Origin of the sequence: Paraburkholderia sp. Tr-20389 (assembly GCF_017104565.1) — a bacterium.
Classification (GTDB): domain Bacteria; phylum Pseudomonadota; class Gammaproteobacteria; order Burkholderiales; family Burkholderiaceae; genus Paraburkholderia.
In genome coordinates, this window is the sequence record NZ_JAAGPD010000047.1 from 1 (window position 1) to 20000 (window position 20000).

A 20000-nucleotide genomic window follows, 5' to 3' on the forward strand; every position below is an offset into this window, starting at 1 on the left:
TCGACGGCGCGTATCGGCGTCGCCACGGCGGCGCTCTATCCGTCCATCAGCATCGGCGCATCGGCGGGCTCGATCGGCGTCGCCGAAGACCTGTTCGGCCCGGCGACGAACCGTTGGGCGTTCGGTCCGCTGATCAGCTGGACCTTCCCGATCAACGGCCAGCGTGCCCGCGTCCACGAAGCGGAAGCGGCGACGAGCGGCGCGCTCGCGCACTTCGACGGCGTCGTGCTGAACGCGCTGCGCGAGACGCAGACGAGCCTGTCCACTTACGCATCCGATACGACGCGCGCCGATGCGTTGCGTACCGCGTACAAGTCGGCCGTGCAGTCGGCGGACGAAACGCATCGTCTGTATGCGGCCGGACGCGAGTCGTTCCTGTCCGACCTCGATGCGACGCGCACGCTGACGAGTGTCGCCTCGCAAGTGTCGGCGGCCGAAAGCCAGGTCGCGCTCGATCAGGTGAACCTGTTCCTTGCGCTCGGCGGCGGATGGGAAGAGGACAAACCGAACGCGGACGAAAAAATCGGCGCGAAGGCCGAATAAAGCGAGCCTATTCGGTCCCTTCGAAGACGGTTCTGGCGAACCGCTCGATCACACCGTTGAACAGCGCCGGCCGTTGCAGCGGCGCGAAATGGCTGACGTTCGGCAGCACGATCAGTTCGGCATCGGCGATGCTTTGCGCCAGATAGACCGCATGTTCCTGGCGGATGAACTCGTCGTGCTCGCCGATCGCCACGGTGACGCGCACGCCGATCTGCGCGAGATCCTCTTTCGAGTAATCCGGCTGGGTGCGCTGCATCTCGCTGACGGCGGCGACGAACGCGTCGAAGTCGTCGGGTGTCGTGGACAGCGCCCGATAGTCCGCGCGATGCCGGCTGAAGCAGCGGTCGATCACGGGCGTCGGCACGAATTCCTTCGCACCCCCGGGGTCCATGTTGCACGCGAAGAAGAACACGCCCGCGACGCGCTGCGGCGCGCGCCGGGCGAGTATCAGCGCGGTGCATGCGCCGTCGCTCCATCCTATGAACGCCGCCTTTTGCACGTGCAGCGCGTCGAGTACGGCGAGCACGTCGGAGGCCATCAGTTCGTAGCTGTAGGGTTGCGCGTCGCGCGTGCTGCGTCCATGTCCGCGGCTGTCGATCAGGATCACGCGATAACCTGCGCCGACGAGCGCAGGCACCTGATAACCCCAATTGCCGCGATGCCCGAGGCCGCCGTGCAGCAGCACGACGGTTCGGCCCACTGAGCGCGGGGCCACCGGCGGCTCGCCTGCGTCGTATGCCGACCAGGCAATGCTCGCGCCGTCATTCTCCACAGCGCCCTCCGCGTCCGCTTCGGGCAGCGGCGCTGCGCCGTGCGATTCGAAGTGCTGCAGATCGTCGTCCTGTTCCATGTCGATGCGTCTCCCTACGATGAAGGCGAACACGTCATTCTGACATCGATCCCGTCATTCGCCGCAAGCGGGTGGCCCGTCGGTGCCGAAGTGGTTCGATGCTTCGTTTAGTCAATCGAAGTAAACAAAACTGATGGAATCATTTAGAATGCCGAACCAATCCGCCGGCGAGAGCGGAAGGCATGATGAAGTTCAACGTCGAAACTTTTCTCAGGTCAACATGGAGACGCCCGTCAATGACAGATCTTTACACGCCAGCCGAAATATCCACCAATGATACCCGCCGTCGCGTCCTCGCGATCGTCGGTGCCTCGTCCGGCAATCTGGTCGAGTGGTTCGATTTCTATGTCTACTCCTTCTGCGCGTTGTACTTCGCACCCGCGTTTTTCCCGGCAGGCAACACGACCACGCAGTTGCTCAACACGGCCGGCGTCTTCGCGGCGGGCTTTCTGATGCGCCCCATCGGCGGCTGGTTCTTCGGGCGTCTCGCCGACAAGCACGGACGACGCTTCTCGATGATGGTCTCCGTTTTCATGATGTGCGGCGGTTCGCTGGTGATCGCCTGCTTGCCCACCTATGCGCGCATCGGTGCGCTCGCACCCGCGCTGCTGCTGGTCGCACGGCTCTTCCAGGGGCTGTCGGTCGGCGGCGAATATGGGACCAGTGCAACGTATATGAGCGAAGTCGCGTTGAAGGGCCGCCGCGGTTTTTTCGCGTCGTTCCAGTACGTGACGCTGATCGGCGGACAACTGTTTGCGCTGCTCGTGCTGGTGATCCTCCAGCAGTTGCTCACCACCGACGAACTGAAGGCATGGGGCTGGCGCATTCCTTTCGGCATCGGTGCAGTTGCGGCGCTGATCGCGCTCTACCTGCGCCGCTCCCTCGACGAAACGACGACGGCCGAGACACGCCGCCGCAAGGAAGCCGGCACGCTTGGCGGCATGTGGCAGCACAAGGGCGCCTTCTTTACGGTGCTAGGCTTCACGGCAGGCGGTTCGCTCGTCTTCTACACCTTCACGACGTACATGCAGAAGTATCTGGTCAACACGGCAGGCATGCCGGCGAAGACAGCAAGCAATGTGATGACGGCGGCGCTGTTCGTCTTCATGGTCATCCAGCCGTTTTTCGGCGCGCTGTCGGACCGGATCGGGCGTCGCCGGTCGATGCTGCTGTTCGGCTTCTTCGCAACGCTTGGGACGGTGCCTTTGTTGCATGCGTTGAAGGATGTGACGAGTCCCGTGATCGCGTTCCTGCTGATCGTGGTCGCGCTGGCCATCGTGAGTTTCTATACGTCGATCAGCGGCCTGATCAAGGCCGAAATGTTCCCGCCTGAAGTCCGGGCGCTCGGTGTCGGGCTGTCGTATGCGGTTGCGAATGCGATCTTCGGCGGGTCGGCGGAATATGTCGCGCTGTGGCTCAAGCAGGCGGGCAGCGAATCGATGTTCTACTGGTACGTGACCGCGCTTTGTGCGATCGCCTGTCTCGTGTCGTTCCGCATGCGCGATCCGGCGCGCGAGGGATATTTGCGCAACGAGGCTTGAACGACCTGGAATCGACAGATCAATCGGATGCCACGTGGCCGTCTCGCACGTTTTTGTCGAGACGGCTGGCAGGAGCGAGACATCAGGCGCGTTCACTCCATGCGCTTGGGTTGTGTTTCCTGTTCGCATCAACCTCCATCATAAGGCTCCCCTATCCCGTGGTCAGGGTTCGCCTTGTTATACGTTTGCCGTATCTGCTCTCTCAGTTTGCCTTCGGCTTCCTCTGCCTTCCACTTTTCAAACTGGTCAGCCATACCGCCGCAAATGACGCCTATGATCGTGAGAACCATGGACGCGATCGGTCCGACGACGGGAATGAAGCCGATTGGCCCCGCGATCAAGGCCATACAGGCACTGGCGAAAGCGAGCCGGTCCTGTTCGGTCAGTTCGCCGTTCTTCTGTTTCTTCAGATAGTCGTCGAGCGCAATTCCAAACGTGATCCCGCCGAAAGCCGTATTGACACCTGTCGGTATCAACTGCATGCGCAGCGGCTTCGATATCTTCATCCATTCGGGCCAGCTATCGGTTTGCTTTAGCCACGTATCCTGCACACGTGAGAAGTTTTTTCCATACTTGTCCGCCCAGGCCTTCAACCGCGATTCGGCTTCCTCGCGCGGAAGCCCGCGCAGACTCTTCAAGTCACGGAGCGCTTCTGTCGACTGCTTGAGCAGGTCGGCGCTTTGATCCATCGCTTTGTTGAACACATCATAGGCCGAGCGTTTGAGATCGGCATAGTGATCGAGTTGCTTCACAATCGCGATCACTTCCTGATCACCCGAGCGTCTGGCCTCTTCGAGGGTAGATATCCCGCGCAACTTGAGTTTCAGCACTAGCGGCTGGGCTTGCTCGTCAATTTTCACGATGTTTTCGTGCGTGTCCTTCGCGATTTCAAGCGCACGTTTCTTGAGCCCGTCCCCGATCTCGTTCATTTGATAATAGTCGGGCGCGATTTCGTGCACTGAATCCTGCAGCACGAGTTGCTGATCGTCTTGAGGTGTCGCGTTGAGCTTGGCGATCACCTGTTGACGAATTCCTTCCTGCCCCTCGGATACCTTGTCGTCAATCGTGTGAGTCGCTGCGTCGCCGTCCTGATCCACCTTGGCGGCAAGCGGATCATCTGGCGCAAAGTTCGCAAAGTCAGGACTGTTTGATGCGACGGGCGTCGTCGGCTTCGCCGCCTTCGGACTGGTTGACGCTGTCGGCATGTCCTGATCCACCGCCGGACTAGCTGACGCCTCGGGCGTCGTCGGATTCCGCACTGCCTGACTGGTTGACGCCGGGGGCGTCGTCGAATTCTCCGCCGGACTGTTTGACGCCGTGGAGGTCGTTGGATTCCGCACCGCCTGACTGGCTGCCCTCTGCTGCTGCAGCGTGCGACTGCGTGCAAGATGATTGCCGGCATCGGTCCCGACGCCAATGACCAGTTCGTTGGCGCCTTGACCAAACGACGCAAATGCTGCGAGGAAGTCCTTCGTTGGATCCTCACCTTTGCTCGCCTTCTGGAGCCCTGACAGCAAGGCGGAGATGCCTTTCGCGAGGTAGCTTGCGCCCGCGTTGAGGCGCGTACCCAACAGGACACCCGACCGGGTGTACGGGCCGGTATTGTCGAGCATGGCCAATCGAGGCTGTTGCAGTTTTCCGAGCAACGTGCCCTTCAGCACGTTCGAATTATTGAAACGCGCCCAGTCGAAAATCAACGCGCGGGTGAAGGTGCTTGCCGACTTGCCGTACTTGGCATAGCGGTCCGCGTCGGATTGATGAGAAATTTTCGGTGGGTCGATTTGCGCACGTGCACGAATGGATTCAGGCGATTCGCCTGGGGGAGCGTTAGCGATCGCCCTGGTCAGCCGATCGATCTTGTTCTGCTTTTCCGTCGAAAGAGGCTCATTTGTGTACAACCGCATCACCTGATCGAGCGCCAACAGAAACGCGATCACGTCGTCGGTCGCGTCCTTGCCATTCTGCATGTCGTCAAGCACGCGGTCCAACACTATGCTCAACTGGTCTGCCTTCTCTGCCGTGTCAATGGCAAGGACTTGCTCGGTCGCCTGTTGTCTCGCCTTCTCATAGCGAGGATCGGATCGCGAATCGGGTGAAGCGGCTCCGGCGTCTTGCGCATGATCATTCTGCGGCGACTTGCCATTCACATCGGCGTTACTGTCATCTGACTTTTTCTGTTCGGAATGGTGATGCCAGGAAGGGTTGCTGTGTGCATCGATTTTCATACGAACTCCTGATGGATGCGCCTCCATCATCGTGACGAGCCGCCCTTGGCGCAGATGAGCGGAAACTCATCGTAGGAAGTCGCGCCTGGCTGCGCATGATGCAATTACATTTTGTATTGGTTTGTATCGCCTATTTATTTCGACAGCTTATTCAATCAATGCCGATCTATTTTTATCGCTGCCCGCGGCTGCAATACCTCGATACAAATGAATGACCCGGTACCACAGATGAAATCGGCTCACTCGCACACTGTAGACGCCGTGCCCTGCGCGGCCATGTCGCGATGATCGAAGATGAGGATTCGGAAAAGGGTTTCGCGACACGTCCATCTCGTTCACTGAAAAGGATGAAATCATGGATACGAAACTGCAACCCGTCACTGGCAATGAAGCATTTTGGGGTGACGTAAAACTCACTCCAAGCCAACTCGATCTCGTCAACAAGAGTCCGACTTTGGTTGCGCAGATTCATGAAGGCGATGCCCGGGTCGCGGCGGGCGACTATCGACCCATTGCGGTGAGAACCGATCTCCCTGGCGATGGGGGCGGAGCATACGATCCGGAGACGAAACGAATCATTATTCCGCCCCGTACTTTTAGCAGCGAGGACAATTCCGGGCTAGGCACGTTTGCTCACGAAATGGGCCATTTCATCTACGCGCCTCAAGACACGGAGTTTGAACGGAAATATCTCGCGCACGTCAATCCCCGCGATCCAGGCGCCTACAACACCAGTGCGATGCTCTACGTCCGCGCCGAGAGCGAAGCGGAGTACAACACCGGGAAGATCAGGAAGGAGATCGCGCAGAACACTGCGACGCCGGGGAATCCAGGAACGTCCATCACTGAAGGTAACGCGACGATCGATGCGATCGACCACGCGGAAGCAAATCGCCCTCAAGGCCTGACGGAAAAGCAGAACGAAAATCGGCTGATCCGCAGGGGGATGGAAGCGATGGCGACTTCCGGTGGTCACGGCGCTACAGGCTCCTATGACTACTATGCTCATCGAAGCACGGGCGCAGCCCCGATTGAGCCGGGCGGCGTAGCCTCAGCCCGCTACGAGGGTAACGACACGACCGGCGACATCACATCGGCAAGCGAGCACTGGCAGTCTGGAGACGTGTCCACCCAGAACTACAAGGACGGCAAGCTCCAGTCGACACAGACAGTCGACCCTTCGGGCAAACCGTTGCAAACGTCGTCCTATGCCTACAAGACCGACGACAGCTACGGCGTGACCGTCAAGGACGGCAATGGCCGAACGATCCAGCAAAGCGACTTCAACGCTGACCGCTCGGGTGTCGAACGTGGCTTCAACGCTGACGGATCACGGTCGGAGACCCGATTCAACGGACACAACCAGACCATGCAGATGACCCAGTACGATCCCAAAGGCCGTGAAAAGCAGAAGGATCATTTCGACCCGAGCGACGGGCGCGACACAAACCAGGTCGTCACGCATCCGGACGGGAGCCGCACCCTTTACTCGTTCAACGATCGACGCACGGTTGGACTGCAAAACGAGTATGACGCGAACGGCAAGCCCGTTGCGTCGTATCGTTACGACGGGTCGGGCCGCGTGACTTCGACCACAAGGTACAGGGCGGACGGCACCCGCACCGTCGACACGGTCGGGGCTGACGGTACGGGCAAGCAGGTCAGCATCGACAAGCAAGGAAACAGATCGCCGGAAAAGACCGTGACCTACGACCAGGCGACCCGGCAGTCGCTCACTGATAGAAGCGAAAACGCAGCAAACGTAGCGCCGCCGCAACCTGTTGGGGCAGGAAATGCGCTTGGCGGTCAGAAGAATTATTACGATCCCGCCAACAATCGGTTGACCAATCAGATCATCACGAACCCGGACGGCAGCAAGACGCTCAATTCGTATACCGACGAAAATTTGCTGGGTTCCCAAGTCCAATACGGCCCCGATGGAAAGCGAGTCAGTTCGACGTCCTTCAATCCCCAGCAAGGAGATTTGAATCAACGCGTGACTTACGGAGCCGATGGCGGCCGCGAAGTCACGCACGTCGATCACGATGCCCGCACCGTTAAATCGACGACTTACAACGCCCAAAACCAGGTCACGACCGTGCGTACGACAACCCCGGACAGCGAGCAAACCGAACACTACGACCCGGAGACCGGCAGTGTCACGGTTCACGCCACACTGAACGGTGACGGCAGCCGCAGCGTGAGTTCGGGTAATGTGTTCGGACACGAAGGCGCGAGATCGACTTACGACAGAAACGGCAAAGAAACGTCTTCCGTCAGCTACAACCCGAACGAAGGCACGGGAACGCTGACGTATGTCACGCGCAATCCCGACGGCAGCCGGGATGTCGACAAGGTCGATAGCAGCCAGCACACCTTCTACTCCGTCGACAGCAACGGACAGGTCCACAACCGGAAAAGCATTCCGCTCTCTTCCGGCGATAAGGATGCGCTCGCACAGTGGAAGTCCGGTTGGCAGACTCAATCATAAAAACAGACACGGTGCATGAAAAAGCCCGCGCGCGATGCGCGGGCTTCGCTGTTTGGCGCTTCTCGATCGACGTCATGACGGCGACAATCGCCAAGATTCACTCGACGCTGTCCGGCGACCTCTCGCTCAACGAAGCAACGCGCACCCGATTTGCGCCGATGCCCGCCAGCACGACGACAAGCCCCAGCGTCCCCATCCCGAGCGAAATCGCGACGACCACCGCGCTCATCCGCCCATTGCCAGCGAACATGCCGACCAGCAAACCCGCCAGCGGCTGCGTCAGATTGTTGAGCATGATGACGACGCCGAGCGTCTTGCCGTAGTCCTTGGCCGGAATGATCGCCTGCCGCACGCTGCGGATGTAGATGCTGAACATCTTGTCGAAGCCGACGATCAGCAGAAAGCCTGCGACGTAACCCCATACGGAAGGACTCAGGCCCGCGAGCAGGCCGCCCGCGAAGATAGCGAGAAACGACGTCAGCCCCAAGGCCTTGCGCGGTATCCGCACGCGTGCGATCAGCAGGAGGATCACGATCGTCGCGACGGCGCCCGCCGTCTGCACGAACGTGTAGAACGCATCCGGCCGGCGATGCAGACCCGTCACCATCGCGGCGGAGCTCGCGAGCGTCACGCCGATCACGAGATTCTCGGCAGCGGCGAGCGCGACGAGTCTTCCCAGACCCGGCAGCCGCACGACATGCGCGAGGCCCGTTTTCACAGGCGCGAGCCATTCGAACGCGGCGGCGTGCTCATGCGCCGTCCATTCGAACGCGCTGGCCCGCTGCCAGAGAAGCGTCGCGGCATCGGCGGCGAAGAACAGCAGTGCGGCCGCGCCCACCACGTATTCCCAGCGCCACCAGCCGAGCAGCACACCCGCGAGCATCGGGCCGAGCACGACGCCGACCTGATCGGCGATCTGCGCATACGACAGCACCTTCTCGAAGCGCTCCGACCTGAACACCTGCGGCAGCAGCACTTCTCGCGCGACCAGCCCCTGGCTCGTCAACGCACCGCATACGGCCGACAACGCGATCAGCCAGCCGATTCCGCCGACGACGGCAAAGCCCGCGATGCCCGCCGCACACGCTATCGCGCGAAAACGCTGGCTCGCGCGCAGCACCGTGACGGGCGACATGCGATCGCACAACGCGCCGCACACGGGAAACACGAGATAGCGCGGGAACGCCTCGATGAAGAACGCGATGCCCGACCATGTCGCCTGTTGCGTGGTCTGAAACACGACGAGCGGCACGAGAAAAAGCAGAATCTGGTCCGCGAGCCGCGAGAAGAACAGCGATGCGAAGAATGCCTGATGTTGAGCACGCATGCAGTTGACTGGTGAGTTTGCCCGTTGGAAGGCCGCGTGCCGGTTCAATCGGCATGAGCGCCCGTGCCGCGAGGTTTGGAATAAAGGCCAGCAGTTATGAGGCAGGTCCAGCTGATCCAAACCAATGTCATACGGATTCCGATAGATCGGGGTGCCGCGCCTTCCACGTTTGCACTTGATGATGGGTATGCTGCGCCACATACGCCGTGGCCAGCCCATACTGGACTTGCGCCCCCGACATTATGCCCATGCTGCGCGGCCCGAACAGCTAACCCGCGTATCACGAAGCGCGGGTCAGCGCATGCTGGCTGAGCCAGCATGCGCGTCCATCGAAACCACAGCCGCGTCATCCACGGCGGACAGCGCCCGCCGCTCAGTCGAATGAATTCAGCCACTCACCGATCTCGGCCACCTCCGCATCCGTGAGCGGCGGTTGCAGATCCGGTTTGAAGTATTTTCGGACCTGCTCAGAGGTCAAGCCGAAGAAGCCTTGCTCGTACATTTCCATATCCAGCGATTCCGGTGCGGGTGCCTTGCCGTCGATCCAGTCGACGATTGCCTTGCGGACCACGGGATCAAGTTCATCAGCGTGGGCCGGATCCAACGCCTTGCGCAGCTCGGCACGGCCCCATTGGGGAACAATGTCCCGTGTCCACACGATCTCCGGTTGAACTGGCGACGGCGCGCGCGTTGACGGAGCATCAGACGCCCGAGGCGTACCCGCGGGCTGTGCCGGTGAGCCTGGCGAGGACGCGTGCGGCGATGAAGTTTGAGGCACTGGCGGCGTACCGGGAGACTGCGGCGGTGCGCCTGTTGACCCCGCTGGGGACGGTGGCGTATGTCCAGCCTGTGGACTCGTTGCGCTGGCCTGCTGTCCCGCACCGCCGGACTGGATTCCCGATGGTCCCGCTCCGGATGTGTCAACTCGTGGACGCTTGGCGGCAGGCTGTTCCGTGTCCTGGTCTGAAATCGGCCTGACGTATGCCTGGTCGATGTTCGAATAGTAGCCACTGCCTTCCCCGACTGCTTTGACCGACGCTTCAGGCACGCCTGTTTGCCGTGCGATATCCGCCGTCGGGGCCGTACCGTACAGCTCACGGATCTTGCTGTACTGATCCGCAGTCATCGGGTATTTAATGTCCATCAGCCGCACGGGACGCGCGGCGGGCGAGGCCTCACGGACAGCTGGGGCAGTACCGATGTCTCTCGCCTGTGCGTCGTTGACCACCCTGACGGCTGCCGCTTTTTCTCCGGCATTACCGTGCGTGTCGAGTCCGGTCTGCACGTAATGCATTGCGCCGCGATAGGCTGCGACTTTATTGCCGAATGCCCGCTTCGAGGCCGTCTCTTCCAGAGAGCGTCCTCTCAACAGATCCTCATAGATGGCACGTCCATTTCTGGATGCTGCGGACGCTTCGATACGCGAAACCGCCGGCAGTGTCGGCTTATCGTGCTCCAACTGATATTTCTTGACCCATGCTTCGGCCTGATAGGGACTAATTTTCAGATCTTTGGCGACCTCCGGATAGGAAAAGCACAGGTCGACGTAATCCTCATAAGCTTTCTGGCCAAGCACCTCGGTGTATCCGGGACGACTACCATGCGGCGTCTCAGAGCCATTCTCTTTTTCATACTTCGTAGCCCAGTCGAGAGCAGTCTCATCTGGAATACCCAGTTCGTTCGCGATCTGCGCGTACGTCCGACCGCGCAATTCGTGATCCTCATAGACCGTCTGGCCGAGTTCAGGGGTGTAATTGGAGCGACTAACATTGGCGCGAGTAACATTTGCTCGACCACGCGGCATCTCAAAGCCATTGTCTTCTGCATACTTGTTAGCCCAGTTGTAGGCAGTCTTTTCCGGAATACCCAGTTCGTTCCCGATCTGCCCGTACGTGCGACCGCGCCGTTCATGATCCTCATAGGCCTTTTTTCCGTCCTCCTCCGTGTAACGGAACCCGGGAAAGCGCCCCGAGCCGCCTTTGAGCCCCGTGTCCGGATTGAACTCCCAGTTGCCGTTACTATTGAGCCTCACCGCATAGGGCGGCCTGGCACCACCATCCGGGGACTGCACGTTCCAGCTCTCGTTGTCCTTGTCGTACTTCACGGCAAAGGTCGTGTCGCCTTGCCGTATATAACCTTGGCCCCTGCTATCCCGGTAGATGCCGCGATACTGCGGATCTGCCGTCAGCTCGCCGCTGGGCCTGCTCGCATAGGTATCCGGCACACCCGGCACGACTGTCGAGCGGGCCGGATCGTGCATCGCACCTCCCGCGCCATCGCCCGTCGCGCCTCCCGACCCGATAGTATGTCCTGCGTCACCGTCCTTACCCGCCGTTGCTTCCTCCTTGCCGGCACCAGACTCGCCCGTCTCACCTGGCTTGACATCGCCGCCCTTAGCGCCAATACCTTCGCCGCCCGCGCCCTTCGAACCTGCATGAGCGTCCCCCAGTTTGCCCGCCCCCCGGCCGAGCTTTTCGTTGCCCACCGGTAAGTCCGGCAATTTCGCCTCGCCCGCCACTGTGCCAAGCGCCCCCCCGCCGACGTCGATGCCGAACTTTTCATCTGACGACAGATGGGGCGCCGGCTCAAGGACGTCCGCAAACATATTCACGCCGGGAACCGAATCAAGCGCAAACCGTCCGATTCCCTCCTCCAGCCTCGCCAGCCAAAGCGGCTTCGGCGGCATGTGGGCGTTTATCCAGCCATCCCTGATCGGGCCGCCCTGCTGCACCGCATGGTGCATCTGCGCGTTGTTAGCAATGTTCCCCGCATCAGACTGGTAGCGATACAGCAGATCGTTCGCGAAGTTGCCCATGCGCATCTTGCTTGTATCGACGTTCGTGATGTCCTCGGGCGCCGGCGGAATTCTTATGCTTTCCTTGTACGATCCATAATCCCAGTGGTTTGCTTTCGTCCAGTAGGGAACCTGGTCCGCGGCCCATTGGCTCTTTTGCGCCGCATCCCTGGACCAGTCCTTGAGCACCTGGAAATGTTGCGGGTCGTGCTGCATCCGGTACGCGAATTCCTGTGCGTTGCGCGGTGACGTGAACGCCTTTCCCATGAAGTACGTCAGCTTGTTGAATGAGACTTCCTGTCCTTCGCCTGTGATCCCTGTCGCTTCATCCAGCGCCTTGTCCAGTTCGCGGTCGGCCTCTGCCCACTGCGCGTCGAGCCGGCCCTTCTCGCGCACCTCAGCGGCCTGGATATACTGCTGCATCGACTGACGCAGACGCGCTGCCTGCGCAAAGATCGCCTCGCGTTGAGCGGGTGTTTTCGCTGCATTGAACTGTTGCCCCAGTTGCCTGAGCAGATCCGCCTGATACTGTCCGCTCGAGCCCAGGACCCCGTAGCCATACGGCGGCCTGAACTCCATCTGCGCGCGCTGTTGCGGGTCGGCCATTGCCTTGGCATAGGCCGTGTCGACCGGCTTTATCACGTCGTCTTCGATCTGCTTCGCCAGCTTCAGCCGGTCTTCCGTGGAAGTCGCCGATTCATACCGGAGGAACAATGCGGCCAGCGTGGCGCGGAATAGGCCCCGGGCCGGCTGGGAAAGCGCGTTGATCTGCAGATTCGTTCTGATCACCTGCCGGACGAACGTCACCTCATCCTGCGGCATGCCGCGCATGGCGTCCTCTGCCACATCGGCCATGCCGTTGGCGTTGTCGGTGTCGGTGGGGTGATCCTTCGTACCTTCGTACCGCTCGAGCAGATTCTGGCATTCACCTGACGAACCGGCCGAAGCGGTGTTCGAATCGGGCGCTGCCGCGCCGGTATGCGTCCGCTGTGTCAGCAGACGCATACCGGGCCGAAGCCCGGATGTCGCCCGGCGTGCGCTTCTGGCCGGACCTGATGCGCCCTGGCCCGCGCGCATCGGACTGCGTGCCGAGCCGCCGGATCCCGGCGGCGTACCAGGCGGCGGATTGCGCTTCGCGGAGGGCGAATCCGTATTGCCGGAATGGGAAGGGGTATCCGTGCTTGCCTGATCCTGGCCGGACTCATCGTCGTCGGCTTGACGATAGGCAGCGTAATTCGGGTAAGGCCGATTGACTGGCGAAATGCTCATGAGCTTGCTCCAATAGAGAGGTGCACTGCCCGCGTTCAAACACGCGCAGCATTGCCTTTTAATTAGAGTGCCTAATCATTCGGTCCACGCGATACCGGGCGCTAGTATCGACGTCGAATAAGACTCGCAGCACAACGGCTCAAAAAACAAAAAGCCCGCGCATCGCAATGCGCGGGCTTCGCTTACAGCACGACAGCGCGGCGGCTTACGCCGTCACGGCAGCCAGCGCGGCGTTGAGCGTCTTGCTCGGACGCATCGCCGTTTCCAGCTTCGCGAAGTCCGGCTTGTAGTAGCCGCCGATATCGACTTCCTTGCCCTGCACGTCCGTCAGTTCACCGATGATCGTCGCTTCGTTGTCCGTCAGCACCTTCGCGAGCGGGCCGAACTTCGCGGCGAGGTCCGCGTCGTCCTTCTGCGCGGCCAGTTCCTGCGCCCAGTACATCGCGAGGTAGAACTGGCTGCCACGGTTGTCGAGCGCGCCCGTCTTCGGCGAGGGGCTCTTGTTGTTGTCGAGCAGCTTGCCGGTTGCAGCGTCGAGCGTCGTCGCCAGCACCTTGGCCTTTGCGTTGCCCGTCTTGATGCCCAGCTCTTCGAGCGACACCGCCAACGCGAGGAACTCGCCCAGCGAATCCCAGCGCAGGTGGTTCTCTTCGACCAGCTGCTTGACGTGCTTCGGCGCCGAACCGCCCGCGCCCGTTTCGTACATGCCGCCGCCCGCCATCAGCGGAACGATCGACAGCATCTTCGCCGACGTGCCCAGTTCCATGATCGGGAACAGGTCGGTCAGGTAGTCGCGCAGGATGTTGCCCGTCACCGAGATCGTGTCCAGGCCGCGGATCACGCGTTCCAGCGAGTAACGCATCGCGCGGACCTGCGACATGATCTGGATTTCGAGGCCGTTCGTGTCGTAATCCTTCAGGTACGTCTGCACCTTCTTGATCAGCTCGTTTTCATGCGGACGGTACGGGTCGAGCCAGAACACGGCGGGCGTGCCCGAGTTACGTGCGCGCGTGACAGCGAGCTTGACCCAGTCGCGGATCGGCGCGTCCTTCACGAGGCACATGCGCCAGATGTCGCCCGCTTCGACCTGCTGCGTGAGCGCCGAGAGCACTTCGCCCGTGGCGTTGTCGACGATGCGCGCTTCGCCGTCTTCCTTGATCTCGAACGTCTTGTCGTGCGAACCGTACTCTTCCGCCTTCTGTGCCATCAGGCCGACGTTCGGCACCGTGCCCATCGTGCGCGGATCGAAGGCGCCGTTGGTCTTGCAGAAGTTGATGATTTCCTGGTAGATGCGCGCGAACGTGCTTTCCGGGATCAGGCACTTCGTGTCGGCGGGACGGCCGTCGGCGCCCCACATCTTGCCGCCTGCGCGGATCATCGCCGGCATCGATGCGTCGACGATCACGTCGTTCGGTGCGTGCAGGTTCGAGATGCCCTTGGCCGAGTCGACCATCGCCAGCGCCGGACGATGCTCGTGGCACGCGTGCATGTCGCGGATCACTTCGTCGCGCTGCGATTCCGGCAGCGCCTCGATCTTCGTGTACAGGTCGACGAGGCCGTTGTTGACGTTCACGCCGAGTTCGTCGAACAGCTTCTGGTGCTTCGCGAACGCGTCCTTGTAGAACACCTTGACCGCGTGGCCGAAGACGATCGGGTGCGAGACCTTCATCATCGTCGCCTTCACGTGCAGCGACAGCATCACGCCCGTCTTGTGCGCGTCTTCCATCTGGTCTTCGTAGAACTCGACCAGCGCCTTCTTGCTCATGAACATGCTGTCGACGATCTCGCCTTCCTGCAGCGAAACCTTCGGCTTCAGCACGATCGTCTCGCCGCGCTTCGTGACGAGTTCCATGCGGACTTCACGCGCCTTGTCGGTCGTGATCGACTTTTCGCCGTGATAGAAGTCGCCATGCTTCATGTGCGCGACGTGCGTGCGCGACGCCATGCTCCAGTCGCCCATGCTGTGCGGGTGCTTCTTCGCGTAGTTCTTGACGGCGGCGGGCGCGCGGCGGTCCGAGTTGCCTTCGCGCAGAACCGGGTTCACGGCCGAGCCGAGGCACTTCGAGTAACGCTTCTGGATCGCCTTTTCTTCGTCGTTCTTCGGGTCTTCCGGATAATCCGGCACCTTGAAGCCCTTCGACTGCAGTTCCTTGATCGCGCTGACCAGCTGGAACACCGACGCCGAAATGTTCGGCAGCTTGATGATGTTCGTGTCCGGGTCTTGCGTGAGGCGGCCCAGCTCGGCGAGGTTGTCCGGCACGCGCTGATCTTCCGTCAGGAATTCCGGGAATTCGCCGAGGATACGGCCTGCCACCGAAATGTCGCTGGTCTCGACATTGACGCCAGCCGGCGAGGTAAACGTACGGATGATCGGCAGAAAGGCACTCGTCGCGAGCAGCGGGGCTTCGTCGGTCAGGGTGTAGATGATCGTAGGTTGCTTGTTACTCATCGCTTTGCTCTTGGTCGAGAAAGGTTGGGAAATGCCGCCGGCGACGCCACGGCCGACGCGAATGCCCTGAATTTTGCCTTATTTTGGATTTTGACGGTTTGAATCGGGCCGATTGAATGGCCCTCAACGCAAAAAAATGCACGATTTCCGCGATTGCAGGGCGACTTCTTCCACGAGAACGGCACTTCATTGCATTTTACGGATTCAGCACCGGCACAATTATTCCGTTTCATTCCGTCTACGCACGAATGGCGAAAGACGGATGCACAGCGACATTGCGCGCCTCGAAGGGCGGGAAAATGCCCCCCGGAGCCGACGCGCTCCGAACGTGGATAGTCGGTTCGCCACTGCGCGGGCGAAAAAAACGACGCCCGGCCTACACTGTTGCACCCCACATTTTACGGCGGCGTGACACGCTCCATCATTTTCATACGATGCCATTCCCTTTCCGCTCGCGCGTCATGTGCGCCGTCATCGCATTGAGCGCAGCGACGGCGAGTAGCACGGCCGGTGCTCAGACGCCCGATCCCTCGCCTGATAAGCTCGCTTCGAGCGGCATCCAGCACGCGCCGCGCACGAAAGACGGCTACGAGAACAGCGAGGGCCCGCTCGCGCGCGGCTCGGTGTGGAAATGGCGCTGGAACCGCTGGACGCACGATTTGCCGCCGCCGCCCGCGAACGGCTACGCATTTCCCGTCGATCACCCTGACGTCGCGTGGCTCCGATCGAATCGCAGCGAAGACACGATGACGTGGATCGGCCACGCGACCGCCCTGCTGCAGATCAACGGCGTCAACGTGCTGACGGATCCGATGTTCTCGGAGCGCGCGTCGCCGTTCACGTTCGCGGGACCGAAACGGCACGTGCCGCCCGGCCTCTCGCTCGACGAACTGCCGCATATCGACGTCGTGCTGATTTCGCACAGCCACTACGATCATCTCGATACCGCGAGCGTCGAGGCGCTGAACGCGCAGCCTGGTGGGCCGCCGCTCTTTCTCGTGCCGCTCGGCATCAAGGACTGGCTCGGGAAAAAAGGCATCGCGAACGCGCAGGAATTCGACTGGGGCGACCACGTGAGCGCGGCGGCCCTCGACTTCTGGTTCGTGCCCGCGACGCACTGGTCCGCGCGCAGCCTCACCGATCGCAACGAGACGCTATGGGGCGGCTGGGTCGTGAAAACGCCCGCGGGCGCCACGCATCCGTATGCGCTGTACTTCGCGGGCGACACCGGCTATTCAGACGATTTCAAACACATCGGCGCGGCGTTCGGATGTTTCGATCTCGCGCTGATCCCGATCGGCGCGTACGCGCCGCGCTGGTTCATGGGTCCACAGCACGTCGATCCGCAGCAGGCCGTGCAGATTTTCCAGGACGTACACGCGAAAAGAGCAATCGGCATTCACTGGGGCACCTTCGAACTCGCCGACGAACCGCTCGACGAGCCGCCGAAAAAGCTCGCCGAAGCGACCCGTGCCGCCGGCCTGCACGACGACGCCTTCACTGTGCTGCATCATGGCCAGACGATCCGCCTCGACGATACGGCCACGATGAACGAGACACGCGAGGCGTGCGCCCGCTGACAGGGCATCCCGCGCCGTCTTGCACTGCGCGTGTGCAGCACGCGCCGTCACGCAACACGCGTATGTCGGTCAGCCCACATTCGGCATCACGCGAGAGACCCGGCATCCGGTTAAACCCTGTCCTGCACGGCACAACGTGCGTGTTATTGTCGTACACACACGGGTTCGAGCTTTGCTACGCGGAACTCACGTCATATCCGTTACCTTCGCGAGCGTCGCCATGAGTGATGTACGCCACCTTCTGAGCCAACGCGACCGCGTGGAGCTGCTGTGCTGGCTCACCTGCGGAAGCCTCGGCGCCTGGTATCTGAACGAAACCTGGCCCTCCCCGTCCTTTCACGTAGAAGCCGCGCACAAGTGGCTCGACCGGCACGGGCGCACCGCCGACTGGCTGTGCATCGCGAGGCTGTCCGCGATCGCGCTCGATATCGCGCAACGGCATGCATCGTTTGTCGAAGCCGACTGGGCGCGCGACGCCGTTGAAGAAATTCTCGATACCGATGAACTCGACGCTCAGGCCCGTCTCGTCCTGACGGTGCTCGGCGACTGCGAACGCGCGCTCGCCGACAAGCGCGTCGCCGACTGAAGATCCGTCGTGCCCGCGCCTCAGCGCGCGTAGTCGAGCCTCGGATACCAATGCGGATCGCGCCCTTCGGGCGTCATGTCGAAGATCGTCCACATCGGCATCAGATCCGGCGCGCCGCGCGGATCCTGACCGGGATCGGCGGTCGGAAAGCCCATTTCCGACGCGTAGAAATGCCGGATCGTGCCGTCGCGGCGCGTGAAAACCTGGAACGCCGGATCGTCGCCGCCGTCGTCATTGATCGCGCCGAAGTCGCGGCTATACGCGCCGTTCACATCCGAATACAGCTTCAGTGCGCGCCAGCCGCGCTCTTCCTTGAACGCGACCAACCGCTCGATCGGCGAACGCGCGACCACTGCGAGCGCGATACGCTGCGCGATATCGCGCGCCTCGCCGTCCCACGCGCCCAGCAGCGACGTGCACATCGGACACGGCCGCTCGCGCTGCGGCCCAAACATGAAGCTGTAGATCACGAGCGTGTCCTTGTCGCCGAATAGCCCTGCGAAATCGACAGGACCCGCTTCGCCGACGAAGCGATAGTCGCCCGTCACCTCGCCGCCTTGCGGCAACGCCCGGCGTTGCTCGGCGACGCGTTCGATATGGCGGCGCAGCTCGATTTCCTCCGCGAGCAACGCGTCGCGCGCGCGGCGATACTCGACGCTCTCGTTCGGAAAGTGCCTGCCGTTGCGCTTCGCAAGCTCGACGGCGGGCACGAGAGAAGATGCAGTAGACATGGTGGCCCCCACTGGAGAAGCATGCACGCAGGCTGCGCGTCGCAACGGGCAGCCGTTGGAATTCGGGGAATGGCAACTCAGTCGCGATCCGGCGCGCCGAGCGGAAAGAGATGCCGGTAAGGCCGCGCCTCATCGACCGCGCGTGCGAACGACGGCCGCTTCAACAGACGCTTGCGATAGGCGATCACGTGTTCGAACTTCGGATCGATACGATGCGTCCAGTCGGCATAGAAGAGAAACGGCGCCGCGCCGCAGTCCGCCAGACTGAAATGCTCGCCCGCCGCCCATTCGCGGCCCTTCATCGCGTTGTCGAGCCACGCATAGGCGGTCTCGAGCAGCGTCCGCGCATCGGTGACGCCGCGCGGATCGCGCTCGTGCTCCTTGCGCATCGAATCGAAAATGATCTTCTGCTGCGGCGTCGCCATGTAGTTGTCGAAGAAGCGGTCCATGAAGCGCACGTCGAGCGCCGCGCGCGGATCGTCGGGCAGCAGTTGCACCGGGCCTGGATGAAACAGCGCGAGATGTTCGATGATCACGGTCGCCTCGGCGATCGTGCGGCCGTCGTCGACGAGCATCGGAAAGCGCCGGATCGGCCAGCGCGCAGCCAGTTCGTCCATCGCGCCGGGTTCATCGAGGCGCCGGTATTCGAACGGCGTGCCGTTCTCGTAGAGCGCAATGAGCGCCTTCTGGCAATACGAGGAAAAGGGATGGGCGTAGAGCTTCAAGGTCATTGTCGTCGTCCTTGCAGGCAGGGAGCGGACGATATGTCCGCTTACTGTGACGACGAACGGCCACGCTGTGAATCGACATGCGATGCGAAAAAACTTTTGCTGCGCTGCGACGTTCGTGCGCTACGCTGCGCATTCAATCGCGCAGCGATCCCGCAAGCGCGCGAATCAGCGCCGCGCCGTCGCCCTGCCACGCGCTGCCGTGCATGCACGCGAGCGTGCGCGGCGCGAGTGCGGCAAGCCGCTCCAGCATCGCGTCACCGTGCTTCGTATGCGAGTAGTAATCCATGCTGCGCCGGAACGCTTCGCTCGGGCCGAGAATGTCCGCACTCGTGACGGCGGGCAGATCCGCGCCGGGCTGCGTGAAGAGGTCGCCGCACAGCAGCGTGCCGGACGTTTCGTCGATCAGCATGCCGCTTTCCCACGCATGCGGCAGATGCGGCGTCGCAAGCCAGCGCAGACGATGCTTGCCCAGATCGACGCCTTCGCCGTCCTGGAGGCCGCGCGCGGGCCGGTCGGCGAGATCGTCGATCGACACCATCCTGGCGATCGCGCTGCACAGCGGCTGCGCATTCGGCGCGGCGGCGAGCCACTCGTTCAGCGAGCCGCACTCGTCCGCTTCGACATGCGAGAACGCGATGTGCCGCAGCCGTTCAGGCGGCAGCACGGACGCCACCGCTTCGCGCACGAGCCCGAACATCCTGCGCGGCCCCGTATGGAACAGCAGCGGCTCGTCGTCGACGATCAGGTACTGGTTGAACGAGAAGCCGCCCGGACCGTCTTCGAAGACGACGGGCGTGTTGATCCGGTAGATCCCATCCGCTACTTCATGGACGTTGGTGCCCGACACCGCGTTGGTGACCGTCATGACCAGACCTCCATGCGC

At 61.7% G+C, this 20000-nt stretch carries 13 protein-coding genes; 5 read left to right on the plus strand and 8 right to left on the minus strand.

Translation table 11 applies throughout. From position 1 onward, the window contains the following. Positions 1-543, plus strand: a 543-nt coding sequence (locus G3N95_RS32640; RefSeq protein WP_205974230.1) for a TolC family protein, incomplete at its 5' end; no start/stop codon positions are given. A 7-nt stretch (positions 544-550) separates the two neighbouring features. On the opposite strand, the gene G3N95_RS32645 is transcribed toward G3N95_RS32640, so the two are convergent. Then, positions 551-1393, minus strand: coding sequence for an alpha/beta hydrolase (locus G3N95_RS32645; protein WP_205974231.1), 843 nt, complete (start codon positions 1391-1393; stop codon positions 551-553). Positions 1394-1629: 236 nt separating this feature from the next. On the opposite strand from G3N95_RS32645, the gene G3N95_RS32650 reads away from it, so the two are divergent. Beyond that, positions 1630-2934 carry an MFS family transporter gene (locus G3N95_RS32650; RefSeq protein WP_205974232.1) on the plus strand — a complete coding sequence of 435 codons (1305 nt, stop codon included), beginning with the start codon at positions 1630-1632 and terminating at the stop codon, positions 2932-2934. 128 nt (positions 2935-3062) lie between these two features. Here G3N95_RS32650 and G3N95_RS32655 read toward each other — a convergent pair whose 3' ends face one another. Then, entirely contained in the window at positions 3063-5159 is a 2097-nt protein-coding gene (locus G3N95_RS32655) for a hypothetical protein (protein WP_205974233.1), read from the minus strand. 355 nt (positions 5160-5514) lie between these two features. Between G3N95_RS32655 and G3N95_RS32660 the strand changes: the two genes are divergently transcribed. After that, positions 5515-7650, plus strand: a complete 2136-nt coding sequence (locus G3N95_RS32660) for a hypothetical protein (protein ID WP_205974234.1) — start codon at positions 5515-5517, stop codon at positions 7648-7650. Positions 7651-7747: 97 nt separating this feature from the next. Here the strand turns inward: G3N95_RS32660 and G3N95_RS32665 are convergent, their stop codons facing one another. From G3N95_RS32665 to G3N95_RS32675, 3 genes are all read right to left on the minus strand, one after another. Continuing rightward, complete coding sequence (locus G3N95_RS32665) at positions 7748-8977, minus strand: MFS transporter (protein WP_205974235.1); 1230 nt, start codon at positions 8975-8977, stop codon at positions 7748-7750. A 373-nt stretch (positions 8978-9350) separates the two neighbouring features. Next, positions 9351-13040: a hypothetical protein gene (locus G3N95_RS32670; protein WP_205974236.1), complete on the minus strand. Its 3690-nt coding sequence runs from the start codon at positions 13038-13040 to the stop codon at positions 9351-9353. 205 nt (positions 13041-13245) lie between these two features. Further along, positions 13246-15489 carry an NADP-dependent isocitrate dehydrogenase gene (locus G3N95_RS32675; RefSeq protein ID WP_205974237.1) on the minus strand — a complete coding sequence of 748 codons (2244 nt, stop codon included), beginning with the start codon at positions 15487-15489 and terminating at the stop codon, positions 13246-13248. Between the two features lie 434 nt (positions 15490-15923). Here G3N95_RS32675 and G3N95_RS32680 point away from each other — a divergent pair, with 434 nt between their 5' ends. Both G3N95_RS32680 and G3N95_RS32685 read left to right on the plus strand, forming a co-directional pair. Beyond that, positions 15924-17069 carry an MBL fold metallo-hydrolase gene (locus tag G3N95_RS32680; RefSeq protein ID WP_205974238.1) on the plus strand — a complete coding sequence of 382 codons (1146 nt, stop codon included), beginning with the start codon at positions 15924-15926 and terminating at the stop codon, positions 17067-17069. A gap of 220 nt (positions 17070-17289) precedes the next feature. Continuing rightward, positions 17290-17655 (plus strand): hypothetical protein, encoded by a 366-nt coding sequence (locus tag G3N95_RS32685; protein WP_012404696.1) that lies wholly within the window; start codon positions 17290-17292, stop codon positions 17653-17655. Positions 17656-17675: 20 nt separating this feature from the next. On the opposite strand, the gene G3N95_RS32690 is transcribed toward G3N95_RS32685, so the two are convergent. From G3N95_RS32690 to G3N95_RS32700, 3 genes are all read right to left on the minus strand, one after another. After that, positions 17676-18386 (minus strand): DUF899 domain-containing protein, encoded by a 711-nt coding sequence (locus G3N95_RS32690; protein ID WP_205974239.1) that lies wholly within the window; start codon positions 18384-18386, stop codon positions 17676-17678. A 77-nt stretch (positions 18387-18463) separates the two neighbouring features. Next, positions 18464-19117 (minus strand): glutathione S-transferase family protein, encoded by a 654-nt coding sequence (locus G3N95_RS32695; protein WP_205974240.1) that lies wholly within the window; start codon positions 19115-19117, stop codon positions 18464-18466. Positions 19118-19250: 133 nt separating this feature from the next. Next, positions 19251-19982, minus strand: coding sequence for an FprA family A-type flavoprotein (locus G3N95_RS32700; protein WP_205974241.1), 732 nt, complete (start codon positions 19980-19982; stop codon positions 19251-19253). Between the last annotated feature and the right edge of the window lie 18 nt (positions 19983-20000).

Bases quoted from the DNA above. Each gene is read 5' to 3' on its own strand.
- G3N95_RS32645 (WP_205974231.1), bottom strand. From the start codon at position 1,393: ATGGAACAGGACGACGATCTGCAGCACTTCGAATCGCACGGCGCAGCG.
- G3N95_RS32650 (WP_205974232.1), top strand. From the start codon at position 1,630: ATGACAGATCTTTACACGCCAGCCGAAATATCCACCAATGATACCCGC.
- G3N95_RS32655 (WP_205974233.1), bottom strand. From the start codon at position 5,159: ATGAAAATCGATGCACACAGCAACCCTTCCTGGCATCACCATTCCGAA.
- G3N95_RS32660 (WP_205974234.1), top strand. From the start codon at position 5,515: ATGGATACGAAACTGCAACCCGTCACTGGCAATGAAGCATTTTGGGGT.
- G3N95_RS32665 (WP_205974235.1), bottom strand. From the start codon at position 8,977: ATGCGTGCTCAACATCAGGCATTCTTCGCATCGCTGTTCTTCTCGCGG.
- G3N95_RS32670 (WP_205974236.1), bottom strand. From the start codon at position 13,040: ATGAGCATTTCGCCAGTCAATCGGCCTTACCCGAATTACGCTGCCTAT.
- G3N95_RS32675 (WP_205974237.1), bottom strand. From the start codon at position 15,489: ATGAGTAACAAGCAACCTACGATCATCTACACCCTGACCGACGAAGCC.
- G3N95_RS32680 (WP_205974238.1), top strand. From the start codon at position 15,924: ATGCCATTCCCTTTCCGCTCGCGCGTCATGTGCGCCGTCATCGCATTG.
- G3N95_RS32685 (WP_012404696.1), top strand. From the start codon at position 17,290: ATGAGTGATGTACGCCACCTTCTGAGCCAACGCGACCGCGTGGAGCTG.
- G3N95_RS32690 (WP_205974239.1), bottom strand. From the start codon at position 18,386: ATGTCTACTGCATCTTCTCTCGTGCCCGCCGTCGAGCTTGCGAAGCGC.
- G3N95_RS32695 (WP_205974240.1), bottom strand. From the start codon at position 19,117: ATGACCTTGAAGCTCTACGCCCATCCCTTTTCCTCGTATTGCCAGAAG.
- G3N95_RS32700 (WP_205974241.1), bottom strand. From the start codon at position 19,982: ATGACGGTCACCAACGCGGTGTCGGGCACCAACGTCCATGAAGTAGCG.